This is a genomic window from Salinicoccus sp. RF5 (assembly GCF_020786625.1).
Classification (GTDB): domain Bacteria; phylum Bacillota; class Bacilli; order Staphylococcales; family Salinicoccaceae; genus Salinicoccus.
On the sequence record NZ_JAJGRC010000003.1, the window covers coordinates 129,327 to 153,569 of the forward strand.

Sequence of the window (24,243 nt, forward strand, 5' to 3'; positions counted from 1 at the left end):
TTTAGACAGTACCCATGCCAATAAAGAAGAGGAGGGAGCGACATCCATGATTCTGCATACCGACGTTTCAGGTGAAGGCGAGTCTGTCGTTTTTTTGCATACCGGGCTCCAGACAGGAGAAACTGAACTTGAAATACAGAAAGAATACTTTAATCAAGATAATCTGGTCATTCTCCCCGACCTCCGTGGCCATGGAAAATCCGTCGCGGAAGACTTTACAGACTACTTTGCCCAAACAGCCATCGATCTGTCTGAAACACTGGATGATTTGAAGATCCAGTCGGCACACATTGCAGGGTGTTCACTCGGTGGATTGGCAGCGCTGATGTTTGCCAAGGAATATCCTGAAAAGACGAAGAGCTTGACACTCTCCGGCATCATGGCGGAAAAGCCGTCAAACTGGGAGGAACTGAACCGTTTGGATGCGGAAAATGTAGAGAAGATGCTGGAGCATTCGGATACGGCTGCCTACTTTGATCGTCTCCACGAAGGGAACTGGCGGGAACTATTACGGCTGACCCAGGAGGGGAATTGGTATCCTTTCGGTGAAACGGCAGACCTCTCCATGCTCGATATGCCCGTCCTGTATATAGTGGGGGAGCAGAATATACATGAATTGAAGGGAACCATCACATATCCAAAAATGAATCCCAATATCCATGTTGCGACAATTCTTTTCGCGGGGCATGCTGTACACCTTGACCAGCCGGAGATCTACAACAAGATGCTCGAAACATTCATATCAAAGGTGTGTAGGTAGGAGATGGGAATGCTGCAATGCTTGAAGAATCTTTAAACGGTAGGGAGCAGTGGTGATGATCAGAATAAACAGCGTCAACTGGATTGATCTTGAGCAGGGAAAAATCGAAGTGAGGGATGTCGAAATCCCTTCGGAAACTGATGCAGTGATTGATGGGGCAGACAAGTACATGATGTCCGGTCTGGTCGACATGCATACCCATATTTCGCCGCTCAGTGCGAAACACTATCTGGCCAGCGGTGTCACTTCTGTCCGTAATACAGGAGGCAACTATGAGCTCATCCAGATGGTGGATGATATGGCTCCAAATACATACGCAACATACCGTTTCATCGATGGGGACCCGGGTCTGTGGGGCCCGACGTCCTACGGCACTGTGTCAACCAATGATATGGATACAGCTGTAGAAGCTGTCGAAGAACTTCATGCCCAGGGGGCGAAATTCATTAAAGTCTACGGAAATATTCAGGCGGATGTTCTCGAAGCAGTGGTTGAAAAGGGGGAGGCGCTCGGGTTGGAGGTTGCAGCCGACCTGCTGCACACGAAGTCCATCGACGCTATGAAGGCGGCAGAGTACGGAGTGAAGTGGCTCGAACATGCATCGAGCATCATCCAGCACCTGTTCCCCGGCTACCATACGCAGCTTTCAGATGAAGATTTCGCTGCCATCGCTGGAAAACCTATGGATGAGGACAAATTGAAAGATCTGCTGCTTTATCTGATGGAGAATGAAGTGAAGATTGTACCGACATTGACATTGTATCGTCATTTGGCTGAGGGGCGGGTATTCAACCCGCCTGAACTGGATGCATCCCGGCAGATGAAACTGTTGGGGTCGGATGAAATGTTATCCATTGATGCACAGTTCCGTTCTATCGATGATCAAATTAGTAGGGAGTTGCGGAAACGCCAGAAATGGGAGTATGAGCAGGTGAAGCGGATCACCGAAAAGTACCTCGAAATGGGCGGAGAAGTATATATCGGTACCGATGCCCCGGCAGGCACATGGGTATATCCTGGTCTCAGCATGGTTGAAGAGCTGAATGAGTTCAGAAATTTCGGTCTCGACAATTTTGAAATACTCAAGAAGGCGACCATTGAAGCAAAGAAAGTGGTTGGTGAAGATGAAGGATACCTAATCCTCAACAGCAATCCCATCGAGCGCCTGCAAAACATACTCGACATCGACACCGTATTTGTCGCAGACAAAGTGTTTACCTGTGATGAAATCACAGAGCATCAGGTCGATGGAGACGGCATGAGGGAAGTCTTTGAATCACTTGAGGCAAAATATAATTAGGGAGGGCCTGAAGAGAAGGCATCATCCTTAAAAATCCATGGGAATTGGAGCATCCATATGAAACCACAAGTTCTATTGGTGGGCACCTATCACTTTGCATCAAAACTCGATATGGTGAGCCACGAAGATACTTTTGACAAAGAGAAAGACCAGGATCAGATACAGACACTGATAGATATACTCGCTCGCTTCAAACCGACTGCCCTGGCGGTGGAAATCACCAAAGATAAGCAAAAGCATCTGAATGATGAGTACAGGTCATATTTGGCCGGGACGCTTTCGCTTGAAGCAAATGAAGTCCATCAAGTCATGTATCGGTTGGGTGAACGATTGGGGTTGACTGAAATCAATGCCGTGGACTGGATGGATTCGGTGGGCAACAGAGGCATGGGCGATGTGGTCGAGTGGGCGAAAGTCCATCAACCGGATACATATGAAGCGGTCTATAACATGTTCGTGGAAAGTAATCGCATTGAAGATGACAATACAATCATAGAGAACCTCAGGCTGATCAATGACGAAGAGAACATCCGTGAAAATCACCAGGCTTATATGAAGTTGGCTCAAATTGGTGTGGGGACGGAGTACGTAGGTATAGACTGGATGCGATGGTGGTACCAGCGCAACCTGATCATCTATAGGAATGTCATGGAACTGGTCGAGGGTGGACATGATAGGGTACTGCTGTATATAGGCGCCGCACATCTCCACCTTATGAGACAGTTTCTGACGGAGTCTGGAGAAGTGGAGGTTGTTTCTTTCAATGAATTTTAACAGGAGGGGTTCAAATGGAATTGATAGTTTTCCTGCTTATTTTTGGTCTTGTCCTCTTTGGCTATAACCGGCTGATGGGATATAGGAAGGGGCAGATTGTTCTGGATCTGGAGGATCGGTATACCGACCAGTCGAAGTATGTGGAAGCGGTGAAGCATGAGCTGGTTAAAGAGGGAAGAAGTGTAGAGTATCAAGGAAAAGGAAGGTTCCTGGTCGACGGTCAGACTTATATTCTGATCGAACGGAATGATTCCATGGGCGGAGGCATGATTCAGAGGACCATATTGAAGCCTGAAAGATGATTGTTATATGCCTCTCCTTATGAGTTTAATCCAATAGGTTGTGGCAATATTCACCTAGTGGAGAGAAAGGTAAGAAGAAACCGGTGTTCAATGTCATTAGATTATTAAAGGAGTTTATCAAATGCGGAAGAAGTTCTTAAAAGGAGTGGGTACGTTACTGATCACTACATCAATATTAGTTGGATGTGGTACTGATGCTGATGAGTCCAGTGAAAATTCTGCTGACTACTATGAATTGAATAATGAAATTGAGGATATCGGAGATATACTAGGAGACCATGACATTGTAATACTAGGTGAAAGTACGCATTGGTCATCTGAGATTGCGAAACAAAAGACCGATCTCATCGATCACTTGGCAGAGCACCACGACTTCAACATATTGTTCTTGGAGACGGGCGACTCGGAATTCAACTACTATCAACAGAGCGGTTTGCCAATGACAGAGGGGGTTTCAGATCAGTATCGCCAAGAGAGTTTTAACAAATATTTGGCTGGGATAGCTGAGAATATCAAAACGCTGCCTATGGATTGGAAACCCGTTTTCTCAGGCAATAGGGCAAGCGCCATCACAACTTTAGAAGAAAATATCGTGACCGAAATTTCTGGATACAGCCATGATCTTGCGGAAGAATTTAAGAGGTCTGAATTCGCGCTGCGTGACTGGTTTTCTAAAGGGGTTCTTCAAGGAAAAAAAGTGGGTCATCTTGAACGGTCTACAAATGTATATGAAGATATTAGAAATCAGTCTTTCTTTAATAAATTAACTTCTGAAACACAAAACTATATCATTTCAAGACAGGAGAATATTGAAAAATACTATTCAAAAATCAGCTTTGAGGATGGCGTTGCTGAGTACAACGACTATCGAGAAATCGGGATGTCAGAGAAGGTATTAGAGCAAATGGACAGTAATGATAAAGCCATTGTCTGGGTGGCAAACCTCCATTCAAATTACGATGTTGCATCCATAGATTATACGAATGAGGTATATGTCGAAGACAAAATGAATGAGCGTGTTGAATCATTGGGTGCATTGCTTCAGGAGAGTGACTACAGTGTGTATAATGCAGGGCTGTTCCACAACGAAGCAGATGATTATGAAATCCTTCCCGAGGACTATGCAACACCGCGAAGTGAGAGTGATGAAACTTTGGAAGGCTATATCGGAAATCGCGTCCAAAAAGATATCTTTATCGATTTTGCTACAAGTGACTTTATTGAAAAAAATCAGTATACAGTTTATTGGGCGGGATATTACGACTATAGAATGGTACCTCAGGAACAATTTGATGGCCTAATCTACATCGACCATATTAAAAAATGATGAGTTGAGATATAACAATAATAGAAGTGAAACCCCCTATAGCTTAATAAAAACCTCCATAAAACACTGACAAGAATACTAGGAGGTACAATGATGAAGTCGTTGATAAACAATGGCTTCATCATTTATTTTATTGGAAGAAAGTTAAAAGACTATTCATGATTGACAACTTCTCTGATGTTTTGTGCAATCAGCTGCCAAGCCTCACGGGCTTTTTCTTTCGGGCCGAAATGCGTAAAGGCATGACCGCAGCCTGTGAAGAGAACATCCTGGACGCTTACACCTGCAGCCTTTAATTTCTCAGCGTAAACTTCAGCTTCCGGTCTGAAGGCATCATGCTCAGCAATTAGGATGAGGGCAGGGGCCAAATGGTCGTCTACATCGGCAAAGACAGGGGAGGCGAGGGGATTCCTGGCCATTTCCTTTTCAGGCACATAGCATATGTTCAAAAAGTGTGCGGCCTGCGGGAATTGCGCGCGCAACTTATTTGGTTCGGGCTTCTCTGAATATGGTGTGACGAAATCTAGCATCGGATAGGACAGAACTTGCAGAAGCGGCTGCTTTTCCGATTTCTCCTCAAGTAGGAGGCAGAATGCAGCTGCAAAGTTGCCGCCTGAACTTTGGCCGCCCACCATCACTTTTTCAGAATCGATGGCGAGCTCTTTCGCATGCTCCTTCATCCATTGGAACACTTCATAGCTCTGTTCGATCGCTTTTGGGAATGGATACTCCGGCGCCTTCACATAATCGATGTTGAGGACGACGCATCCCGTCTCATTGGCGAGATAGCGGCAATACGGATCATCCATATCCTTATCATTCATAATGAAGGCACCCCCGTGGAAATTGATGTAGACGGGGTGCTTTTTTTGTTCTGCCTCCAATGGATAATACAGCGTTATTGCGGTGGGACCGATGGTTGTTTCCACCATGATATCCTTCTTGCTTCCTACAGGCTGCTGATCAATCATTGGATTTTTTGCTGCCTTATTTGGAAGAAGTCGCAGTAATTTGGCAAAGATGGTTTTGAGCATGACTGACCTCGCTTTTCTAGCATTATTTGACGTTGATTTTCCGACCTTTCCAGTTCACCGAACGCAGTACATGGACCCGGAAGATGGAGTATACGAATACACCGGCAAAAAAGGCGAACAGGATGGGATGGAAGATGAAGATATACCTTTTGAAGTTGCCGCATCTTCGGGCGAAAACCATGGTCTGGAGGGCATAGAGAAGATACACTGCCCCGGTAAGCACAATCAGCGCCGGGTCCAGTGCGGTGAGTGAAGAAACGAATGCTCCGGTGCTTATGAAGCTGCCGGAAATCCAGACGATGGTCATCAGCATGACTACAGGATGGGTCGCTTGTGAGCCGAGCGCGAAGCTTTTGCACCAGCCCTCGACAAGGCTTCTGAACCCTTCCGGATACATGCGGAAGGATATGACGTCTTTGCCGCCCATACAATGGACGGGCAAGTTCTGGTCGAGATACGCCTGTCCCAATGCCAGGTCGTCCATGATGGCCTCCTGGATTCCCCTATGCCCGCCTGTCGAAAGGTAGTCGTCCCTATCAGACAGGATGCAGGGGCCAAACGACCCTGCAGGTCTGAAGCGCTTCCCCCAGACGGTGAATACATTCATCCCCACGACAACAATCACATTGAAGATGGCTGAAAGATTCTCGTACATGTCCTCGATGCGATGGAACGGCTGCAGGGATAAGATGCCCCGGGCCCCTTTCCGTCGATAAAGCGCCAACAGATCCTGAAGGCTGTCGGGGGTGCTGAAGCGTGTATCGGCATCGAGGAAAAGGAGCCATTCCCCTTTCGAATGCTGGACACCGTGCCAGCAGGCTGACGATTTCCCTGCACCGGCCTCCTTGGATTCATTACGCAGTATTGTAGCATCAAAGGCCGATGCGACAGAAACTGTATCATCCGTGGAGTCATCGTCGATGACCAGAACTTCAAATGATCTGAAATTCTGCTCCTGCAGGGATCTGAGCAGGGCGGAAATCCTTTCTGCTTCATTCCTGGCCGGAATGATGATGGATACGAAAGGGTATTTGGCACCTTCCCCCCGGCCTGACGGGCGGGGGAGGGACCAGAACATGAGTGTCCCGACAACAATTGTAAAACCTCCGACTATAAGATTGATCATCATCTCCCCCTTTCATTTCATTCAGTGGATGGGCTGCCTTTGTCGTCCTGGATGAGTTCCCGGGCAGCGATTTGGGCGGACAGCAGTACAATCGGGACGCCTGCCCCTGGATGTGTGCTGCTGCCTGTGAAATACAAGTTGGAACAGCTCGGCGATTTGCTCTGCGGCCGCTTGTGGATGCTTTGAGAAAGGGTGGGCTGCAGCCCGAATGCGGCACCGTTGTAGGCATTGAACCTGGATTCGAAATCGAGTGGTGTGAAATGTGTTTCTGAAACGATCTCCTGCTCGATATTTTCAAACCCGCGTATCTGCTTCAAGGTGTCCAAAATGTATGTACGGTAGTATTCGATCGTCTCATCGTTCCACTCATAGTCCGCCGTACCGAGGTCGGACACCGGCATCAGGATATATAGTCCATCCTTTCCTTCCGGTGCGAGTGTCGGATCGAGCTTCGAGGCGATATAGACGTAGAAGGAGGCATGGTCCAGCTTTTTACCTTCAAAGATGTCCTTCATGTTCTTCTCGAGTGATTCATTGAAGATGAAATTATGGATGTGCTCGACATCATCATACTTCCGGTCCATACCCAGGTAGAGGAGGAAGGCGGAACAGGAATATTTCATGCCGTCGATCTTCCGATCGGTGAATTTCCCTTTGGCGCGGGGGCTTTTCACCAGGTTTTTCATCGCATACGGGAAATCGGCGTTGCAGACCACATATTCGGCATCGATCTTCCTGTCATCCACCTTGATGCCGGTCGCCCGTCCGGCATCGATGGAGATCTCCTGCACTGCGCTTCCATAGAAGATTTCCCCGCCAAGTTCCTCAAACAACCGTTCCATGGCCGTTGCCATCGTATACATACCGCCTTTGATGAACCATATCCCGTACAGGAACTGGATCATCGGAATCATCGAATAGAAGGACGGGCCGGTGAAGGGGGAGACGCCTATGTACAATGTCTGGAACCCCATGACCTGCTTCAGGCGTTCACTGTTTATATATCTTCCGATGAAGTTGTCCGCTGTACCCACCAGTTTCACTTTCGGTGCCTTCCTCAACATCGAAAGGTTATAGAAGTCGCTTCTTTTGTGGAAAGGCCGTCCGAGGATGTTGTCCTGGGCGAAGATATATCCTTTATAGATATCATGCATATAGTTGAGGAAGCCTTCCGTATCCCCCGGGCTGATGGACTCGATCATCCTGGTCAACTCGGTCAGGTCGGAGGAGATGTCGATGGGCCTATCCGGAGCATCGCTGAAGTACACACGGTACATGGGATCCAACTTCTCCATTGGAATGTAGTCGTCGGAGTCACGTCCGCAAAGTTCGAATATTTCACGGTACAGTTCCGGCATCATGACGATGCTCGGCCCGAGGTCGAACTGGTACCCATCCTTTTCAATCCGGTTCATTTTTCCGCCCGGAGTGGCATCCTTCTCATGGATCTCCACTTGATAGCCGGCGTGCTGCAGTCTGATGGCGCTTGCCAGCCCTGCCACACCCGCACCAATGACGATCACTTTCTTAGTCATGCATACACCTCTTTCTGAAATGAAGGACCCGGAAGGTTCTAAAACTCTCCCGAGTCACGACAGCATTCTTCTGATTCTTCCGCGGTTGTATCTTTGTGTGATGATGAGGGGCAGGTTGAAGACGACTGCATAGACGATCATCAGCCAGCCCACAAGCGGTGGGTTCCACAGGAAGAAGAGCGGAGCGGGCACGATCGACAGCCAATGTGTCAGCTCAGCCCGTTTCGTCTCCATGGCAAACATTTCGAGGTCTTCCCTGCCTGTGCCATGCAGTGATTTCTTTTGATATCCCCTCTTGAACAGGGTGGCCCCGTCGATCAATCTGCCTTTCCATGCCTTCACCCGAAACAGCTGCTGCCATATCTCGCCTGACTTTTCCCATGAATAGATGCGGGACCAGAAGGCATTGTTCTGGAATACTGCAGCCGGGAGCTTCAGGCAGAGGGCGGAGATGGCCATATGGAAGAAGAGCCAGGCGACTATGTCGATGACGATGGTCCAGAACAGGGATAATGAGATCACTTGCATGGCCGAACCTCCTAAGCATCTTCATTTTCGCAGGCGTCATTTGCGGCAGTGTCCTGAATCACGCACAAGCTTCAGAAGGAGACGTCACTCATCAACCGAATCCCTCTGGACGATCTGGTTGCTGACATGCTGGCCGCTCAATGTCACCATCGGCATCCCGCCTCCAGGGTTCACCGTACCGCCGACGAAGTAGAGGTTGTCATAGTGCGCGCTTTGCTTTGGATGCTTGAATCCCTTGTTCTTCTTGCGGTCGGAGAGGGTGCCGTAGATCGCCCCCCGGTCGGAGCCGTACACCCGCTGGATGTCCTCCGGCGTCCATACATCTCTTGTCACGATGTTCTCACGCAGATCCGTGAGGCCCATGCGTTCAAGCTTGATCAGCGTCTGTTCTGCAAACCGCTCGTAGGCTTCAGCCGTGAATGGCTCGTCCTGGATATATGGGATATGCGGGAGCACCTTCAAGTTCTCATGTCCCGGCGGCGCCTGGTCCGGATCCGTCTTATTGACGTTCACGAGATAGATGACCGGATCATCCGGCAGTTCATGCTTATGGAATATCTTATCCATCTGCTTCTTCATATCTTCTGCGAAGAAGAAGTTGTGGTGGGCAAGCTGGGGGTAGGTCTTTTTGACCCCGAGGTGCATGACCAGGCCGGAACTCGCAGGTTCGAATTTCTTTTTGATTTTCCGGACATAGTCCTCATGTCCGCCAATCAACTGTTCGTAGGTCGGAATGACCTCCATATTGGATACGTAATAGTCTGCATCCAGTTGTGTACCATCATCCAGTACGGCGCCGGTGATCCTGCCTTCTGAATTTCGGAGTTCAGAAATATGCTGCCCTGTATGGATCGTCACACCGACCTCCTCGGCAAGCTGGACGAGCCCTTTGGCCAGGTTGTCCATGCCACCCGGTACATACCATACGCCCTGGTCATGCTGCATATATATCATCATATTCAATACAGCCGGTGCATCGTAGGGGGAGGAGCCGACATATTTGATGAAGTAGGAAAGCATATCGCTCAGCTGCTTATTGCTGATCCGTTTGTCGATCGCCTGGCGTACCGTCGAAAACAGATCAAAGCCCTTCAGAGTACTGAATACCCCTTGATACTTCAAAATGTCCTTCTTATCATCGACCCCTTTGAAGTAGCTCTGTTCGGTTGTATCATACAGCTTCTTGGAGTAGGCGAGCAGTTTTTCATACTGCTTGATGTCCTTTTTATCCAATGATGGATTCTTTTCCAGCATGTCATCCATATCTTCATACAGATCGATGACATTGCCATCCGGGAAGAAGGAGCGCCACTGATGATCCAGCTTGACCGTCGGCACATAATCCGCCATCTTCTTTCCGCTCGCGGTAAAGAGCTTCTCAAACACTTTCGGCATCGTCAAAATGGAAGGGCCGAGGTCAAAGCCGAAGCCATCCTGCTCCAGACGGTTCAATTTCCCGCCCAAGTGGTCATTCTTCTCATATAACGATACATCATATCCCTTTTGTGCCAGGGAAATGGCGGCTGATAACCCACCAAGCCCGCCGCCGATGATCAATACGCTTTTTTGTGGCATTCAAGACATCTCCTTAAAATAGAAAATAGCTGCTGCTCATTTATATATGGACTTTAAAAATTTGGAAATTTAGTGATACTGGTATCATACCAAATAAATACAAGCATTAATATTTAGAGGTATGCGCCATGGGCGCATTGTGGAAGAGAAGGCATCTCTGTACTCCCGTCAATTGATGGCGATGGAGAGCTTGTAGTTCACATGGGATTCCAGCTGGACGAGAAATTCATCCAGTACTCTGTTTGAAGGGAAGCGGCATTCGAGGAGATAGCACCCGTCCCCACTGATCTTATGGTTTCGGACGACGTACTGTTCGTTGGCCGCCACCAGGTTCAAATAGGGTGTATGATAAGAGCTGCTTGTAAATATGGTGATGAAGGCATGGACCGGATAGCCCATCTTTTCCGAGTTCACTTTGATGGTGAACACTTAGATGACTCCCGCATCTTCCGGCTTTTCCACCCGGGCCGAAGCGCATCCAGAATGAGCGAATCTGTATCGTCGAGCATAGGGCGTCTGCTCCTTTCATTGGTCATCAAATATTATGGCATGACATATCAAATCCCCCATCCATTGAGATGGATTGGGGGTGATTTATTGTATTCTATATAATCATCAAAGGAATAGGTATGTTAAAAAAACCGACATGGCAAGTGTAGTGTTCCTCCGAAATTTAGACCTAAAATCTAACTTCCGGGGGCAACTCAAAGTCCGCATTGGGACGAAATTCTATCCATATCAGCTCTAGCATCATTTTCGTTGTAATTCATATTCTCTTTCCTGCATTTCTTCAAGTATGTGCTGTTTTTGTGGGTTCTTGCGTGGCCTATCGATTGTACGCATACCAGGCATGAAATCGGGATTGACACGCCTTGCTGCCCGGATTGCTTGTGACCTTCTTTTTGCATTTCTTTCACGAATATCTGATAATTTCGCAGTTTTCATCCTGGTCACCCCACTTTTGAGTTTCATTAATTTATATAGTATTTATTATACAGCGTTTTAGATTAAAATGGAAATTTACAACTTTTAAGGATTTAGCTCTATATATATAAATGATGGATGTAATTTTGAAGCAAGTTATAATCGGTAATCCATGATTATACTGTTAACCTAGCTTAAAAACCTTTGTGTCTGACTTCGCTTGTAAATAGTGACTGAAATCTTCAATATGATTAAACTATGCACTTATATAAATCTGTCATAGCAACCCTGATTTTCCAACAGATCTACCCTTCTCAATTTGAGAAATCAAACTATTAAAAATACTTTCTGAGGATGATTAGAAGCCCCCTAATCCAACACCAGAGAACCAGTGAAATAAATATCCTGTAATGTCTATTTAGGGTCTACCCAAAAAGGTCATTTATAGCTCTTTGATTTCGACCAGGTACACAAACATCAGAAGTTAAAAAGGAATATATCTCTTCATTGGGAATCCACTTGTAATGAATTGTTTCGTCTTCTTGTAAAACAATGCTGTCCTTTGGAATATCCACATGAGCAATAAAAGAGACGAAAATGGTATTGTATTCTTCAGAAATATAGATGTTCCGTTTTTCTAGGCTCGTTATTCTAACACCTGTCTCCTCCAGTGTTTCTCTTTCAGCAGCATCCGTCGGGTCTTCATCTTTTAAAACACTTCCACCTGCTGATACTTCATAAAAACCGGGATACGACGCTTTATTATAATCTCTCTTCATGGCTAAAAAGCTCCCATCTAGATTGATTACCATCACTTCTGAAACTAAATGAAATACATCATTAGGAATGTTCTCTCCTCTAGTTAAATCAAAATTCAACTTGTTTAACTTCCTGTCGTAAGCATCCCATTTCTCCATAGTAATGACTCGTTCCTTTTAAAAATTTCTAAAAATTAAGATTCGTTTGTTATACTCATACTATACCAAATAATTACATATACTGAAATGAACCATAAACGTCATGAATATACCGAGGGGAGCAAACATAATGGAGATCAGACAGTCGAAAAAGGAAGATGCAGAGCAGTTCCTAGAATTGAACAAACAGCTTGATGACACAGGATACATGCTATATGACCCAGGGGAAAGAAAAATGAATGTGGAAGTGCAGCGTAAGGCAATTGCTCAAATGAAGGCAGATCCATCGGCCCATTTCCTTGTGGCCGTTGAGAATAAAACATTAGTAGGGTTCATTGCAGTATTAAGAGGAAAACTCAAGAGGAATAGTCATTCTGCCTATCTTGTTTTGGGTGTCGATAAGAACTATAGGGGACAAGGAGTCGCCTCGGCACTATTTGAAGAAGTGTTCTCCTGGTCACAAATTCAGGGAGTCTCCAGACTGGAATTGACCGTGATTAAACATAATCATCCCGCTTTCAATCTCTATAGTAAGATGGGTTTCATTTTGGAAGGAGAAAAGGTGCGCTCCTTGATGATAGATGGGAAACCGGTCAATGAGTACTATATGTATAAGTTATTGTAAGTCTTAAAATCATCATTAGAGAATAAGTTTACTTAAAAAGGCGATTCTATTAGTAAGAACATTTTATTTTATAATTGATTTCACCAAAGGATAAAAGCGGGTGATTAAATGGAATTTGTTAATATTAACCTAAATTTTCATAAGGACATAGTGATTAAATTCCGAAAGGATTCATTCAAAGAAAGCTTCGGTCATTCAAAAGACCTTAATGAAGATGAGTATATATTGTGGCTAGAGGAAAAGGTACAAGAGTTTCCTGATGGCTTCTTACTTCTTAAAAAAGAAAACGAATATATCGGACAAATTGAACTGACAATCAAGAAATACAAAAATAGAATAGTTGGATACATCAACTTATACTATTTAACAAAGCCATATCGAGGAAAAGGGTATGCTGAAGAGATGCATACATACGCGTTGAGATATTTTGAGAACAATGGCTTAGAGGAATATCACCTTAGAGTTTCTCCAACAAATAGACGTGCAATAAAGTTCTACCAAAAAAATGGGTTGGAAAAGATAAATGAAGAACATGTGGGGAAAGTCATGCGTATGAGAGGTTATTTATAAAATTATCAGCCCAAATTAATTATAGTGGGGGAAGTTGAATGATACCGTTCAAATTAAAATTACTTGATAAGGAGAGGGAATTTAATCCCTTCTATAACTTCATCATGGGCAATACAGATCATTTCAGGGATTATATGGAGGTAGTCCCATCTTTTGATGAAGTTAAAGAAGAATTCCTATTGGATGTGCCTCCCGGCATAGATATAAAAAATAAAGAAGTATATGGCGTCTATAGAGAGGAGAATCTTATTGGCTTTCTGGACATCCTATTCAATTATCCCGAAAGCCACACCTGTATGATAGGATACTTGGTCATCGATCAAAATTATAGGAAGCAGGGTATCGGTCAGCAAGTATATAATCACGCTGTTGCTTATGCTAAAGAAAAAGACATGAGGAAGATTCGGCTCAGTGTTATCAAAGAAAACAAACCGGCTGTTAGAATGTGGAAAAAGCAAGGCTTTGAAACAATAGACGAAGAGGTAACGGAATATGGCACACAATTAATGATGGAGATTAGACTGTAGGGCCAAGCCTTGAAACATCAAGGACAAAAGCGCCAGTGGTAATAGCAGCTATCTTTTGTAGGGTAGGTGGTATATATGAGACTGCAAGTCGGTTTAGAAAAATTTAATCATGCTTTAAACAATATTGCTGGAAAAGGTAATGTTGATGCATGGATGGAATACTATACCTTTTACCGTAGACCTTTCAGTACTATATTTGAGACATTGTACATGATGGATGGAGGTCTAGAAAAGAAGGCGCTGATAGGCTCAGTAAAAAGTTCGATACCAAAAAGAAGCTATTAATTATTCTAGAGAGCAAGCTAGGAAAAATAATTCTGAGCATCGTATTCAGGGAAAAGATGGCAAGTTTCGAGATGCAGATTCTTATGGAAATGACTCCTATCCACCAAAAGGTTAAATATTTTACAACGAGTAGGACTGATAAGCCTTGCTCGTTTATTATTTTTCCTCCAACGTTCCAATAAACGACCGTTTATTGGAACGTTGGAGGAAGAAAAGATAGAGCTAATTTCACTACAGATCGACAATATAAAAACACGTACAATTATCTAAGTACAATATTTTAAAAACCTATTGAGTTTTTGTACTGTAACCAAGTCCTTTGAGGCTATTAGTCAATTTTGACTATCAATTGCATATATTTTAGGTTCTATTCTGCATACCTAGATTTAAAACCCGGCTATCTTGATGAGAGATAGCCTGGGTTTTTAAATTATATTAGTGCGAACCAGTACCTAAACCAAGAGAGTATAATTCCATTCATCATTAAAGTTATCTGATAATTGTGATAAAATTGTATATAAGGAAATCTATAATTTCAGTTATGACATGAAAGTCTGAATCGTTTTTGATGCTGGGTATTAAGAACTGGGTTTTAATACATTCGGTTCAATATTATATAAAGGGGAGGAAAATGATGGGGAAAGTTTCGTGGTCAAGATTAACGTTCCTTCTGATGCTGATCTTTGTATTGGCTTTGGCAGCATGTGGCAATGGTGGCTCTTCAGAGGAAGAAACCACTGAAGAATCAACAGAAGAATCGGATACTGCAACAGAAGAAACTGAAGAATCCACTGAGGAATCGGAGGAGACAACAGAAGAGAGTGAAGAATCCGAAGAATCAACAGAAGAAAGTGATGAAAGTGCAGATGGAGAATCTGAATCAGCAGAAACTGAACCAAAAGTTACTGATTTTGAACCAGCATTCCCAGAACAGACGAGGGCACCTGAAGTAGAGACTGAAGCAGAACTTGATGTGGAAGTTGTTACAGAGGGTCTTGGCGTACCTTGGGGTATGGTGGAGTTTGACACGAACCGCCTGCTTGTTACACGAAGGGACTCAGCAGAACTTCTTATCGTAAACCTTGAAGATGGCTCTGTATCCGACCCAATCGAAGGGACACCGGAAGTGAACAGTGAAGACCAGGGCGGTCTGCTTGATGTAACGGTTGCACCTGATTTCGACGAATCAAGAACAGTATTCATGACGTTTTCTCAGGATATCGAAGGGGGTACTGTAACGGCCGTCGGTAAAGGTATGCTGTCAGAAGATGAAACCGCACTAGAAGATTTTGAAGTGATCTTCCAGGCAACGCCAGCATATGAAGGCACCCTGCACTACGGTGGACGCATCATCTTTGACGATGATGGCAACCTGTTCCTGACAACTGGGGAACGTTCCGATGATCCGATCCGCGAACGTGCACAGGACTTGGATGCCTACTTGGGTAAAGTAATCCACATTACACCAGCTGGGGAACCAGTAGAGTCTAATCCGTTCATCGAAGATGAAGACGCACTGGATGGCATCTATAGCTATGGTCACCGTAATATTCAAGGTGTGGACTTCCACCCTGAAACAGGGGACCTATGGATTGTTGAATTTGGTCCACAGGCTGGGGATGAACTGAATATCATTGAACCAGGAAACAACTATGGCTGGCCGATCGTTTCCTATGGTATCGAGTACAGTGGTGAACTGATCAATGAGGGTGTTTCAGAACATGAAGCGCAAGGCTTTGTTGAACCAAGGTATTATTGGGATCCGACAAGTGCACCAAGTGGCATGTCATTCTATGACAACGATGCAATTCCTGAATGGGAGAACAACTTGTTCATCGGCGGTTTAGCGCCGAACTATATCGTACGTGTCGTTATTGAAGATGACACCATCGTTGGAGAAGAACGTCTATTGACTGAAGAGGGCGAACGTTTCCGTGATATTCTCGTAACCGAGGATGGCGCGCTTATTGCAAGCACTGATGGCGGTAAGGTCTATAGGATCACTGAAGCAGGTGAAGGCTCAGAATAAGGCGCCGAATGATTTTCTAAAGCATCCATGAAGAAGAATGACCACATTAAAGAAACAAACCTTCATATGAGGTGCTGCCTCCCAAGCTTACAGATGGAATGAAAAATCTGTGAACTTGGGAGGTTTTTTCATGTCTAGACGTCATAGTTTTGCTTTTTGCTGATGGTTCAAATGATATATTCCGTGATGAGAGGGTAATGATAAATAAGCAACCCAAAGGGAGGCATGTATAACATGTTATCGGAAAAACTCAAAGAAGCATTGAATGATCAGATGAACAATGAATTTGCAGCAGCACATGAGTATATGGCTATGGGCGCGTATTGTGAGTCCAGAAGTTATGATGGCTTCGCGAACTTTTATATCCAGCAGGCCAAAGAGGAGCGTTTCCACGGTATGAAACTCTATGATTATTTGAATGACCGTGGAATTCATGCCGTCTTTAAAGAAATTCCGGCTCCAAGGGCTAACTATGATTCCATACTGGATACTTTCAAAGCGGGGTTGGATCAGGAGAAGAAAGTCACGGAATCCTTCTACAACATTTCTGATATCGCGACTGAAGAGAAAGAGTATGCCACATTATCTTTCATCAGATGGTTCCTGGATGAGCAAGTTGAGGAAGAGTCCACTTTCGAACGTCATATCGACTATCTTGAACGGATTAAGGATGATAATAATGCGTTGTTCATTTATGAACGGGAGCTCGCTAAGCATAAGTTTGAGGGAGAATAAAATAATCAATTGAATGTGTAAAACCTGGCAGAATATATTTCTGCCAGGTTTTTTAATTTCCTATTTACATCGTTAAAATACAGAGCTCAAAAATGAATCATTGATAATATCAATTAAAAGAAGAATGCAACCATTACAACTGATAAGGTAATACTCTCAAAAGTTTTTGGACTTTAGAAAAGTAAGTCGCTTATATAATCAGAAAATTATAAATATTTAAAATAATTCATTGAGAAACAGTCATAAAATGTTAAAATGGCAGAAAGAAATATTTGTTTTAAAGTCGTCATAAGGCAGAAATGAATGTGAAACATATCATTTCAATATTAAACAGGAAAGGTGATGTATGAATACCCAATACAGAATTTCAAAATTACGTGAAGGCATGAAGAGAAAGGCCGTTGACACAGTTATCATTTATTCACTTGAGAATCGCCGGTATTTTTCCAACTTTACTGGTTCAAGCGGAGCATTGATCATTACGCAAGACAAAGTACAATTACTCACAGATTTCCGCTATTTTGAGCAGGCGAACACACAAGTGGATAGTGAAGTTGAGGTACTTAAGCATGAAGGTGGTTTATTGGATGAAAGTGTTGCTCAAAAAACAGCTTCTACAAAAGGCGCGATCGGTGTTGAAGGAAATTTGAGTCTCAATACATATCGCCTTTTAGAAGAAAGCAATAAAGGGGCTGAATATCCGATCATAGATGAGATGATTATGGATATTCGTCAAATAAAAGATGGGGATGAAATTGAGAATATACGTGAAGGGATTCGATTATGCGACCTTGCATTTGAACATATTCTAAGTTTCATTAAACCAGGTATGTCTGAAAAGGATATTGGACTGGAGCTTGAATATTTTATGAAGAAAAATGGTGCGGAAGGTATTAAAGCAAATCATGTTATTGCATCTGGCGAGCGTTCTGCGCTTCCGCATGGAAGCGCTTCCAAAAGAATTATAAGCGAAGGTGAATTTGTCAAAATGGACTATGGTGCTGTAGTGAATGGGTACTTCAGCGACTTTACCAGAACTGTGGTTCTTGGAGAGCCTTCTGAAAAGCAACGGGAGATCTATGATATTGTCCATACCGCCATAGAAGAAACACTTAAACACATTGGACCTGGAAAGATATGTTCAGAACTTGATGATATTGGACGATCAATCATTCGTGAAGCTGGCTATGGAGATAATTTCGGGCATAGCCTTGGCCATTCACTTGGTCTAAATATTCATGAAAAACCAGCAATGAGAAACACGGATCATACCAAGTTGCAACCTGGTATGGTGATAACTGTTGAGCCGGGAATCTATATTCCTGGTTGGGGAGGAGTACGGATCGAAGATTTGCTGGTAATTACAGAGGATGGTTACGAAAACTTTACAAAGTCGACTAAGGATCTTCAGATACTGGATAACTAGAATAAAGGAGAGGTTGCTTATGAAAAAGGTCTACAGCTTACTATTATTAGTGATTATGATATTTATAGTTAGTGCCTGCACTGATGGAGATGTAGAAGAAAATTCTGGTGGTGAAGGAGCGGGTGAAAATAATGGTGGCGAATCAGGTGATGATACTTTAGTCATTGCTGTGGATTCGGAGGTCACTCAAATAGATCCACACCTTGGCACAGATATTCCTTCAGCAAATGTGTACCATAATAAGATTTTCGAAACACTCGTAGTCCAGGATGAAAATATGGAAATCCAATCAGGTCTAGCAACAGAGTGGGAAAGGATCAATGATAATGAGTGGGAATTCCGACTGAGGGAAGATGTGGAATTTCACGATGGGGAACCTTTCGATGCAAATGCCGTTAAAGCAAACATCGATCGTGTACTTGATCCAGAGTTGGCTTCTCCACGGGCTTCTCTATTTGAAATGATTGAAGAAGTCGAGATTGTTGATGACTACACAGTCCGTCTTATAACTGAGTATCCATTCGCTCCTTTACTTGCGAACCTTGCCCATTATTCAGGGGGAATCATCAGTCCGGCGAGTATTCAGGCTGAAAGTGAAGGAGAAGTCAACTTAACTGAGGATCCTGTTGGAACTGGGCCCCTTACTTTTGACTCATGGGATCAAGGAAATGAAGTAGTCCTTTCAAAAAATGACAACTATTGGGGAGAGGAGATGCAGGTTGAAGAAGTCATTTTCCGTGTTGTCACAGAAAGCAGCTCCCGTTTTGCCATGATTGAGACGGGTCAGGCACATATCGCAGAGCCTATATCTTTCCAGAGCTTAGACATGGTGGAGGACTCTGATAACATGGAACTTTATCGAAGCGAAGGGCTGGGGATTGATTACATCGGTTTTAATGTTGAGACAGAGCCGTTTGATGACATTCGAGTAAGACAGGCCCTTAGCTATGCAATTGACACGGAAGCCATCATTGACGGTGTATACAATGGTGTGGGTACAGAAGCCATTGGGCCGATTGGACCAGCAAATTTTGGCTACCATCCTGACTTGGAAGGTTATGGCCATGATCCAGAACGTGCCCAGGAGCTGCTCAATGAAGCAGGTTATGAAGATGGATTCGATACGACATTCTGGACCAATGATGATGAAGCCCGTGTAACGACGGCTGAGATTGTCCAAGATCAGCTTAGTGAATACGGAATCAACGTGGAAATCAAACAGGTCGAGTGGGGAGCGTATCTTGAACAGACAGGTGAAGGCTTGCATGATATGTTCATTCTCGGATGGTCCAACATGACAGGAGACGGAGATTATAACCAGTATTATCTCTTCCATTCTGATGCTAGAGGCTCAGAAGGAAACCGTTCATTCTATGCGAATGAAGAGGTTGATTCCCTGATTGACGAAGCACGTCAGGAAAGTGACGAAGGTGAACGTTTGGAAATGTATCATCAGGCACAAGAAATAGAAGTGGAGGAAGCTCCTCTGGTTCCTGTCCGTCATACGGAGTATGTCGCTGCTATAAGTCCTGATGTTGAAGGATTCTGGATGCATCCATCCCGGGTCATGATGCTGAATGATGTTGAAATCAAATAAAATATTTGGATCACTGGAATGAGACTAGCAAATTAAGAAGATGTTCATGTAAATAACTGCAGACAGCAGTATGCTGGTCTGCAGTTATTTTTTCAGTGCGGGGGCCTCCCTGTTTCCATTATTCATTTATACAAATATTTTATGCTCTTTAGAGGCCCTTCAATATTACCTTAACCTGAATATGGTATATACTTGGTATCAAATTACGAAACGAGGAGATACCATGAAACCAATCATCCAGTTTGTATTTCATCTTGTCACTCCACTCATATTAGGTAAAACGGTCGGTAAATTATCTACCAAATCAGCACCAAGGCAATACAGGAAGCTTAAGCAGCCGCCATTTGCCCCGCCACGTAAAATCTTTGCCCCCATGTGGACTTTCCTTTATCTGACGATGGGACTGGCTCATGCCATCGTCAAAAGGAGAGGGGACCGTAAGGCAAGCAGGCTCTTCAAGGTTCATCTCATGATCAACTACACTTGGTCGTTCCTGTTCTTCCGTCTCAGAAAACGTCAATTGGCATTGGTGAACAGTATTATGATTTGGGTTACGATGTACGCTGTATTAGTGAAATTCTTCAAAGTAAGCAGACTGGCCGGCATCATTCTGCTGCCGTATACACTATGGACAACATTCGCAGCCTACCTGACACTGGGCAGCTGGTATCTGAACCGCGCAAAATAGTAAAGGGTGGGTCTGGGATATAAGTTCTAACTCTTAACTAAAGACGATCTCAGGAGCAATTGGGCCTCTGAGATCGTTTTATTTTTTAACTGATAAAACATATACAGTCTATCATCAAGAGTGACAAGCAGTAATCTAACCATCTTGATGGCATCTATTTGGAGTCTACTCTAATTTAAAACTGTTTCATTTGATTGTGTAACTTAAAAATATTTACAAATAGACTAATATTCACTTTCAAGGGTAGAGCAGTATAAAGAGGGTTAGGGAGAGAAAGCTCATTCTGGTAAAAGGAGATTTTTAATGCGTCTAGTTATATTTTCAACCATATCACTATTGATTTTAACCAGCTGCCAACCTAATGAAAATGATGTGGAACCAGATGATAACACAGAAGAAGAGACAGTAGAGTCCCCCGACAAAAGTGCCGATGACAGAACGTCGGAAGAAAAAACAAGCAATGAGCAACCTGAAACAAATGGCTCATCGGAAGCACCGACTGAAGAAGATGCAAATAGTGAGAAGGAAGGAGAGGGGACAGCGTCGTCAGAAGAATCCAGTGATGATTCGAGTAACCCAGCTGCCACTTCATTCGACATTCATTCTGACGAAGTGCAGCAGGCTTTGTTTGATTCAGGAAGTGTGAAGACGGAAAATCTGACATTTTCTCAAGATGTCATTACTAAAGGAATGTCACAGAGTGAAGTTGAGGAACGATATGGTCCATATGATTTCATTTATCCTGGCCATGGTAGTCCTGTAGTTATCTATGGAAATCTGGGTGTAAACTATTCGGAAGTTTTCCCATATGGAACAAATGACGAACAAGCGGATGAAGATATAAATCCGGATGAAAACATTGTAGAGGATGTTAAATTTTATGCCGGCCTGCCATACGATGAAGTGGTGGATGCGCTGGGAGCACCTGATGTGGATGTCTATGAAACAGAAGGGGGCCCAGTAAGCGGTCTGCAACTGATGGAATATGTAATTGAAGATAAAGAAGAGTCTACAATTACAGGTACGTTTTGGTTACATGATAATGAATCGGGAGAAAAAATAGTGGATTTGATGACTGTCGATGAAGTGCCCGACCATACGGAAGAAAGTACTGTCAGAGAACCTCAGGAATCAGAAGATGTGAGTGAGGATGAAGAAGAGCGGATGAAAGCATTTATCAGTAACTACACCGATGATCTAACGAACTATTATAACAACGATGAGGAAGACATACTCACTTTTACACGTGAGGAATCACCGAATTACGAGAAAATATCAGCCAATAAGGCTTCCGGTAACTATCGCAACCATCGGACATATGATGTAGATGTCATCGACATTAAGAACAATGAGACAAATGAATATGAAGTGACTGTTACCCGTAATTATGAACATATCTCCTCAAACGGAAGAAGGACAACAGTAGTAGAATATACGATCGTAAATACACCCCAAGGGTTTATGATTTATGATTATGAAGAGATAGACAATGAGACTGTTTATTAAAAGTGCCAGTACTCTATCAAAGTGAAACTGCTTTTGTTGAGCGATTAAGTTAGAAGCCCCCTATTCTGGTGTTATTTTATACTGGTTTACGATTGATTTTAATATAGTTAAGAAACCCAGCTCATCTTTTCAGAAAGATAGCTGGGTTTTAAGGTTGGTTATGCAGACGAACACTTAAGTCCTATGCACATTATCCACATAAATGGGGCTGGCCTGAATCATCTTATTTTCCTGCGCTCGATCATCCATCCTACCGGGCCTAGTGCAAACAAAAGAATCAATGGAAGCAGAAAAGATCCGAATGTGGATGTGCCGATAAGCCCGTAGTTGATGATTTCGATGAAGATAATCGCAAATACGATGAGCGCGCCATTCTTTCCAAAATTGGCTAGCATTCTGCTGTGCAAATAGAATTCTTCAATATTGGATTCGTCCATGCGTCGTGGATAGCTATGTATTTCCGGAAATCGCTCCAGCACCTCGAGCCCGGGAATGAGGAACAGTGGTGTGACGACGAGAACGATCATCTCATACTTCGATCCGTATCTGTTGACTTCACCATCCGCTCCGAAGTGGGCGGGCACTTCCGCGGGCAGGAAAGGGAATGTGATGATCATATAGATTAATGCTCCGATGAAAATACTGTAGCCGATGATGTTCGCGACCTTTTCCGTCATGGTCTTCGGAATCTCCAGTTTCGGCCTTTCTTTCATATCAATCATCCTCCTGATATACTTGTTTCCATTGTATCAGTAATAATGAACTTAATTTATAAATTACCTATTATTACTAGAAGTTATATGCTTCATTTTCTACATTCGAAAATTAATGTTCATTTAACGACTGATCATTGGAAGGTCGTTGGAAATTAAATCAGCCTCATTGTCGCTCCCCATATTATTTTATACTGGTTTAGGCGATTACTTTTAATATAGTTAAGAAACCCAGCTCATCTTTCCAGAAAGATAGCTGGGTTTTAAGGTTGGTTATGCAAACGAACACTTAAAATATATGCAATATATCATGAAAATTGATGACTGAGACACTCGATTGACTTGCTGATCACCCGGCAATAACAGTTTCTAGGTTTCACTCTTATTATCACTTACGATGGCGTTGATCTCACCGCCTAGCAAAACGATTAGGGAAGATAAATACAGCCAGATCAGCAGAATCACGATGGTTCCAAGATTTCCGTAAATGAGGGAATAATCAGCGATGCTCACATAGTATGAGAACCCAAGCGAAGCCAGCTGCCATCCGATCACAGCAAATAATGTACCTGGAATGATGTGGAGAAAACGCAGTTTTTTATTCGGGACAAAGTAATAAAGACCCGCAACCAGGCCTACTAATATAATGAAACTGAAAGTCCAACGGAATGTGTTCCAGTCCTGCAGGAAAGTGGAGTCGACGCCTAATAGGGAAGAAATGGACACCCCAATTTCTCTTCCGAACACCATCAATATTAAAGAAATGATCACGCCCAGAATCATGCCGATGGTGAGCAGAATGGCAACACCAAGAGCCCTGAAGAAAGGCCTGCTCTCTTCTACCTGGTGGGCACTGTTCAATGTCCGTACCAATGCACTGGCACCCATTGCGGACAGCCATATCGTTGCCACCATACTGATCGATAATAAGTCTCCCCGTGTAACCTCGAGCACCTGATAAAGATTGTCCTCAATCAACTGCATCGCCCCCTCTGGTGCATAGGGGGCGATAAAATCCAGTACTGAACCGGTGGAGATCGGCAAGAATCGCAGTAAGGTAAATATCAGAATCAAAAATGGGAAAATCGCGAGCAGCAGAAAATAAGAGAGCTGTGCAGCCATATCAAACACTTTATCTTTTAAGGAATAGTGGACCAATTTTTTGAAAAAGCCTTTTACCCGGATCGTCATTTAACATCCCTTCAGTCCTATTCATTTCGTAAAACATAAAGGAAAAACATCAACAGCTGTGATTATGAATACCACTTCACCACAAGGATTATAGCTTGCTTATACATACCCGGCTTTTTATGCGCCTACTCCAGTCTAATTCAGCAGTTCCACCTGGCAATCGATCAGCCATTGGAAGTGTTCTTGAGTTACATGGGTGACAAGCCACTGTCCAGCTTATTTTAACAAACGAAATTATTAATGCTAAAT

25 protein-coding genes and 1 pseudogene are annotated in these 24,243 nt (G+C 43.7%); 16 read left to right on the plus strand and 10 right to left on the minus strand.

The annotated features are described in order from the left end of the window. Nucleotides 1–46 precede the first annotated feature (46 nt). The 5 genes from LLU09_RS09895 to LLU09_RS09915 all read left to right on the plus strand — a co-directional run bounded on the left by LLU09_RS09895 (nucleotide 47) and on the right by LLU09_RS09915 (nucleotide 4,463). A complete protein-coding gene (locus tag LLU09_RS09895; RefSeq protein ID WP_228311595.1) occupies nucleotides 47–760 on the plus strand; it encodes an alpha/beta fold hydrolase in 714 nt (237 codons plus the stop codon). Nucleotides 761–815: 55 nt separating this feature from the next. Next, nucleotides 816–2,060: an amidohydrolase family protein gene (locus tag LLU09_RS09900; RefSeq protein WP_228311596.1), complete on the plus strand. Its 1,245-nt coding sequence runs from the start codon at nucleotides 816–818 to the stop codon at nucleotides 2,058–2,060. A 57-nt stretch (nucleotides 2,061–2,117) separates the two neighbouring features. Further along, entirely contained in the window at nucleotides 2,118–2,834 is a 717-nt protein-coding gene (locus LLU09_RS09905; protein WP_228311597.1) for a DUF5694 domain-containing protein, read from the plus strand. Nucleotides 2,835–2,848: 14 nt separating this feature from the next. Next, nucleotides 2,849–3,136: a hypothetical protein gene (locus tag LLU09_RS09910; RefSeq protein ID WP_228311598.1), complete on the plus strand. Its 288-nt coding sequence runs from the start codon at nucleotides 2,849–2,851 to the stop codon at nucleotides 3,134–3,136. Nucleotides 3,137–3,257: 121 nt separating this feature from the next. After that, a complete protein-coding gene (locus LLU09_RS09915) occupies nucleotides 3,258–4,463 on the plus strand; it encodes a TraB/GumN family protein (protein WP_228311599.1) in 1,206 nt (401 codons plus the stop codon). 152 nt (nucleotides 4,464–4,615) lie between these two features. Here LLU09_RS09915 and LLU09_RS09920 read toward each other — a convergent pair whose 3' ends face one another. The 8 genes and pseudogenes from LLU09_RS09920 to LLU09_RS09955 form a co-directional block, all read right to left on the minus strand. After that, nucleotides 4,616–5,434, minus strand: a complete 819-nt coding sequence (locus LLU09_RS09920; RefSeq protein WP_228311600.1) for an alpha/beta hydrolase — start codon at nucleotides 5,432–5,434, stop codon at nucleotides 4,616–4,618. A gap of 85 nt (nucleotides 5,435–5,519) precedes the next feature. Next, nucleotides 5,520–6,623, minus strand: coding sequence for a glycosyltransferase family 2 protein (locus tag LLU09_RS09925; RefSeq protein WP_228311601.1), 1,104 nt, complete (start codon nucleotides 6,621–6,623; stop codon nucleotides 5,520–5,522). A gap of 17 nt (nucleotides 6,624–6,640) precedes the next feature. Next, complete coding sequence (locus tag LLU09_RS09930) at nucleotides 6,641–8,158, minus strand: phytoene desaturase family protein (protein ID WP_228311602.1); 1,518 nt, start codon at nucleotides 8,156–8,158, stop codon at nucleotides 6,641–6,643. A gap of 54 nt (nucleotides 8,159–8,212) precedes the next feature. Beyond that, nucleotides 8,213–8,686 (minus strand): glycosyl-4,4'-diaponeurosporenoate acyltransferase CrtO family protein, encoded by a 474-nt coding sequence (locus tag LLU09_RS09935; protein WP_228311603.1) that lies wholly within the window; start codon nucleotides 8,684–8,686, stop codon nucleotides 8,213–8,215. An 84-nt stretch (nucleotides 8,687–8,770) separates the two neighbouring features. Next, nucleotides 8,771–10,261 (minus strand): phytoene desaturase family protein, encoded by a 1,491-nt coding sequence (locus tag LLU09_RS09940; RefSeq protein ID WP_228311604.1) that lies wholly within the window; start codon nucleotides 10,259–10,261, stop codon nucleotides 8,771–8,773. 168 nt (nucleotides 10,262–10,429) lie between these two features. Continuing rightward, nucleotides 10,430–10,735 (minus strand): annotated as a pseudogene (locus LLU09_RS09945) (Lrp/AsnC family transcriptional regulator); the annotation flags it as partial. Between the two features lie 276 nt (nucleotides 10,736–11,011). Then, a complete protein-coding gene (locus tag LLU09_RS09950; protein WP_228311605.1) occupies nucleotides 11,012–11,206 on the minus strand; it encodes a hypothetical protein in 195 nt (64 codons plus the stop codon). A gap of 404 nt (nucleotides 11,207–11,610) precedes the next feature. Then, complete coding sequence (locus tag LLU09_RS09955) at nucleotides 11,611–12,102, minus strand: NUDIX hydrolase (protein ID WP_228311606.1); 492 nt, start codon at nucleotides 12,100–12,102, stop codon at nucleotides 11,611–11,613. Nucleotides 12,103–12,232: 130 nt separating this feature from the next. Between LLU09_RS09955 and LLU09_RS09960 the strand changes: the two genes are divergently transcribed. The 11 genes from LLU09_RS09960 (at nucleotide 12,233) to LLU09_RS10005 (ending at nucleotide 22,090) form a co-directional block, all read left to right on the plus strand. Beyond that, a complete protein-coding gene (locus tag LLU09_RS09960; RefSeq protein WP_228311607.1) occupies nucleotides 12,233–12,727 on the plus strand; it encodes a GNAT family N-acetyltransferase in 495 nt (164 codons plus the stop codon). A 108-nt stretch (nucleotides 12,728–12,835) separates the two neighbouring features. Next, complete coding sequence (locus tag LLU09_RS09965) at nucleotides 12,836–13,297, plus strand: GNAT family N-acetyltransferase (RefSeq protein WP_228311608.1); 462 nt, start codon at nucleotides 12,836–12,838, stop codon at nucleotides 13,295–13,297. Between the two features lie 38 nt (nucleotides 13,298–13,335). Beyond that, the gene (locus LLU09_RS09970) at nucleotides 13,336–13,824 is read left to right on the plus strand and encodes a GNAT family N-acetyltransferase (RefSeq protein ID WP_228311609.1); all 489 of its coding nucleotides are present in this window, start codon (nucleotides 13,336–13,338) and stop codon (nucleotides 13,822–13,824) included. Between the two features lie 75 nt (nucleotides 13,825–13,899). Next, nucleotides 13,900–14,109, plus strand: coding sequence for a hypothetical protein (locus LLU09_RS09975; protein ID WP_228311610.1), 210 nt, complete (start codon nucleotides 13,900–13,902; stop codon nucleotides 14,107–14,109). Further along, nucleotides 14,105–14,224, plus strand: a complete 120-nt coding sequence (locus LLU09_RS12690; protein WP_370632507.1) for a DUF2188 domain-containing protein — start codon at nucleotides 14,105–14,107, stop codon at nucleotides 14,222–14,224. Before LLU09_RS09975 ends, LLU09_RS12690 begins: the two co-directional genes overlap by 5 nt. Nucleotides 14,225–14,743: 519 nt before the next feature. Continuing rightward, nucleotides 14,744–16,138, plus strand: a complete 1,395-nt coding sequence (locus tag LLU09_RS09980) for a PQQ-dependent sugar dehydrogenase (protein WP_228311611.1) — start codon at nucleotides 14,744–14,746, stop codon at nucleotides 16,136–16,138. Between the two features lie 234 nt (nucleotides 16,139–16,372). Next, nucleotides 16,373–16,873 (plus strand): ferritin, encoded by a 501-nt coding sequence (locus LLU09_RS09985; protein WP_228311612.1) that lies wholly within the window; start codon nucleotides 16,373–16,375, stop codon nucleotides 16,871–16,873. Between the two features lie 346 nt (nucleotides 16,874–17,219). Beyond that, nucleotides 17,220–18,299 (plus strand): M24 family metallopeptidase, encoded by a 1,080-nt coding sequence (locus LLU09_RS09990; protein ID WP_228311613.1) that lies wholly within the window; start codon nucleotides 17,220–17,222, stop codon nucleotides 18,297–18,299. A gap of 19 nt (nucleotides 18,300–18,318) precedes the next feature. Then, nucleotides 18,319–19,896: a glutathione ABC transporter substrate-binding protein gene (locus LLU09_RS09995; RefSeq protein ID WP_228311614.1), complete on the plus strand. Its 1,578-nt coding sequence runs from the start codon at nucleotides 18,319–18,321 to the stop codon at nucleotides 19,894–19,896. Between the two features lie 223 nt (nucleotides 19,897–20,119). Continuing rightward, on the plus strand, nucleotides 20,120–20,584 hold the full coding sequence (locus LLU09_RS10000) for a TspO/MBR family protein (protein ID WP_228311615.1): 465 nt from the start codon (nucleotides 20,120–20,122) through the stop codon (nucleotides 20,582–20,584). 303 nt (nucleotides 20,585–20,887) lie between these two features. Beyond that, nucleotides 20,888–22,090, plus strand: a complete 1,203-nt coding sequence (locus LLU09_RS10005; RefSeq protein ID WP_228311616.1) for a hypothetical protein — start codon at nucleotides 20,888–20,890, stop codon at nucleotides 22,088–22,090. A 218-nt stretch (nucleotides 22,091–22,308) separates the two neighbouring features. On the opposite strand, the gene LLU09_RS10010 is transcribed toward LLU09_RS10005, so the two are convergent. Both LLU09_RS10010 and LLU09_RS10015 read right to left on the minus strand, forming a co-directional pair. Then, a complete protein-coding gene (locus LLU09_RS10010) occupies nucleotides 22,309–22,812 on the minus strand; it encodes a DUF1648 domain-containing protein (RefSeq protein WP_228311617.1) in 504 nt (167 codons plus the stop codon). A gap of 360 nt (nucleotides 22,813–23,172) precedes the next feature. Continuing rightward, nucleotides 23,173–23,994, minus strand: a complete 822-nt coding sequence (locus tag LLU09_RS10015) for a YihY/virulence factor BrkB family protein (protein WP_228311618.1) — start codon at nucleotides 23,992–23,994, stop codon at nucleotides 23,173–23,175. Nucleotides 23,995–24,243: the final 249 nt, after the last annotated feature.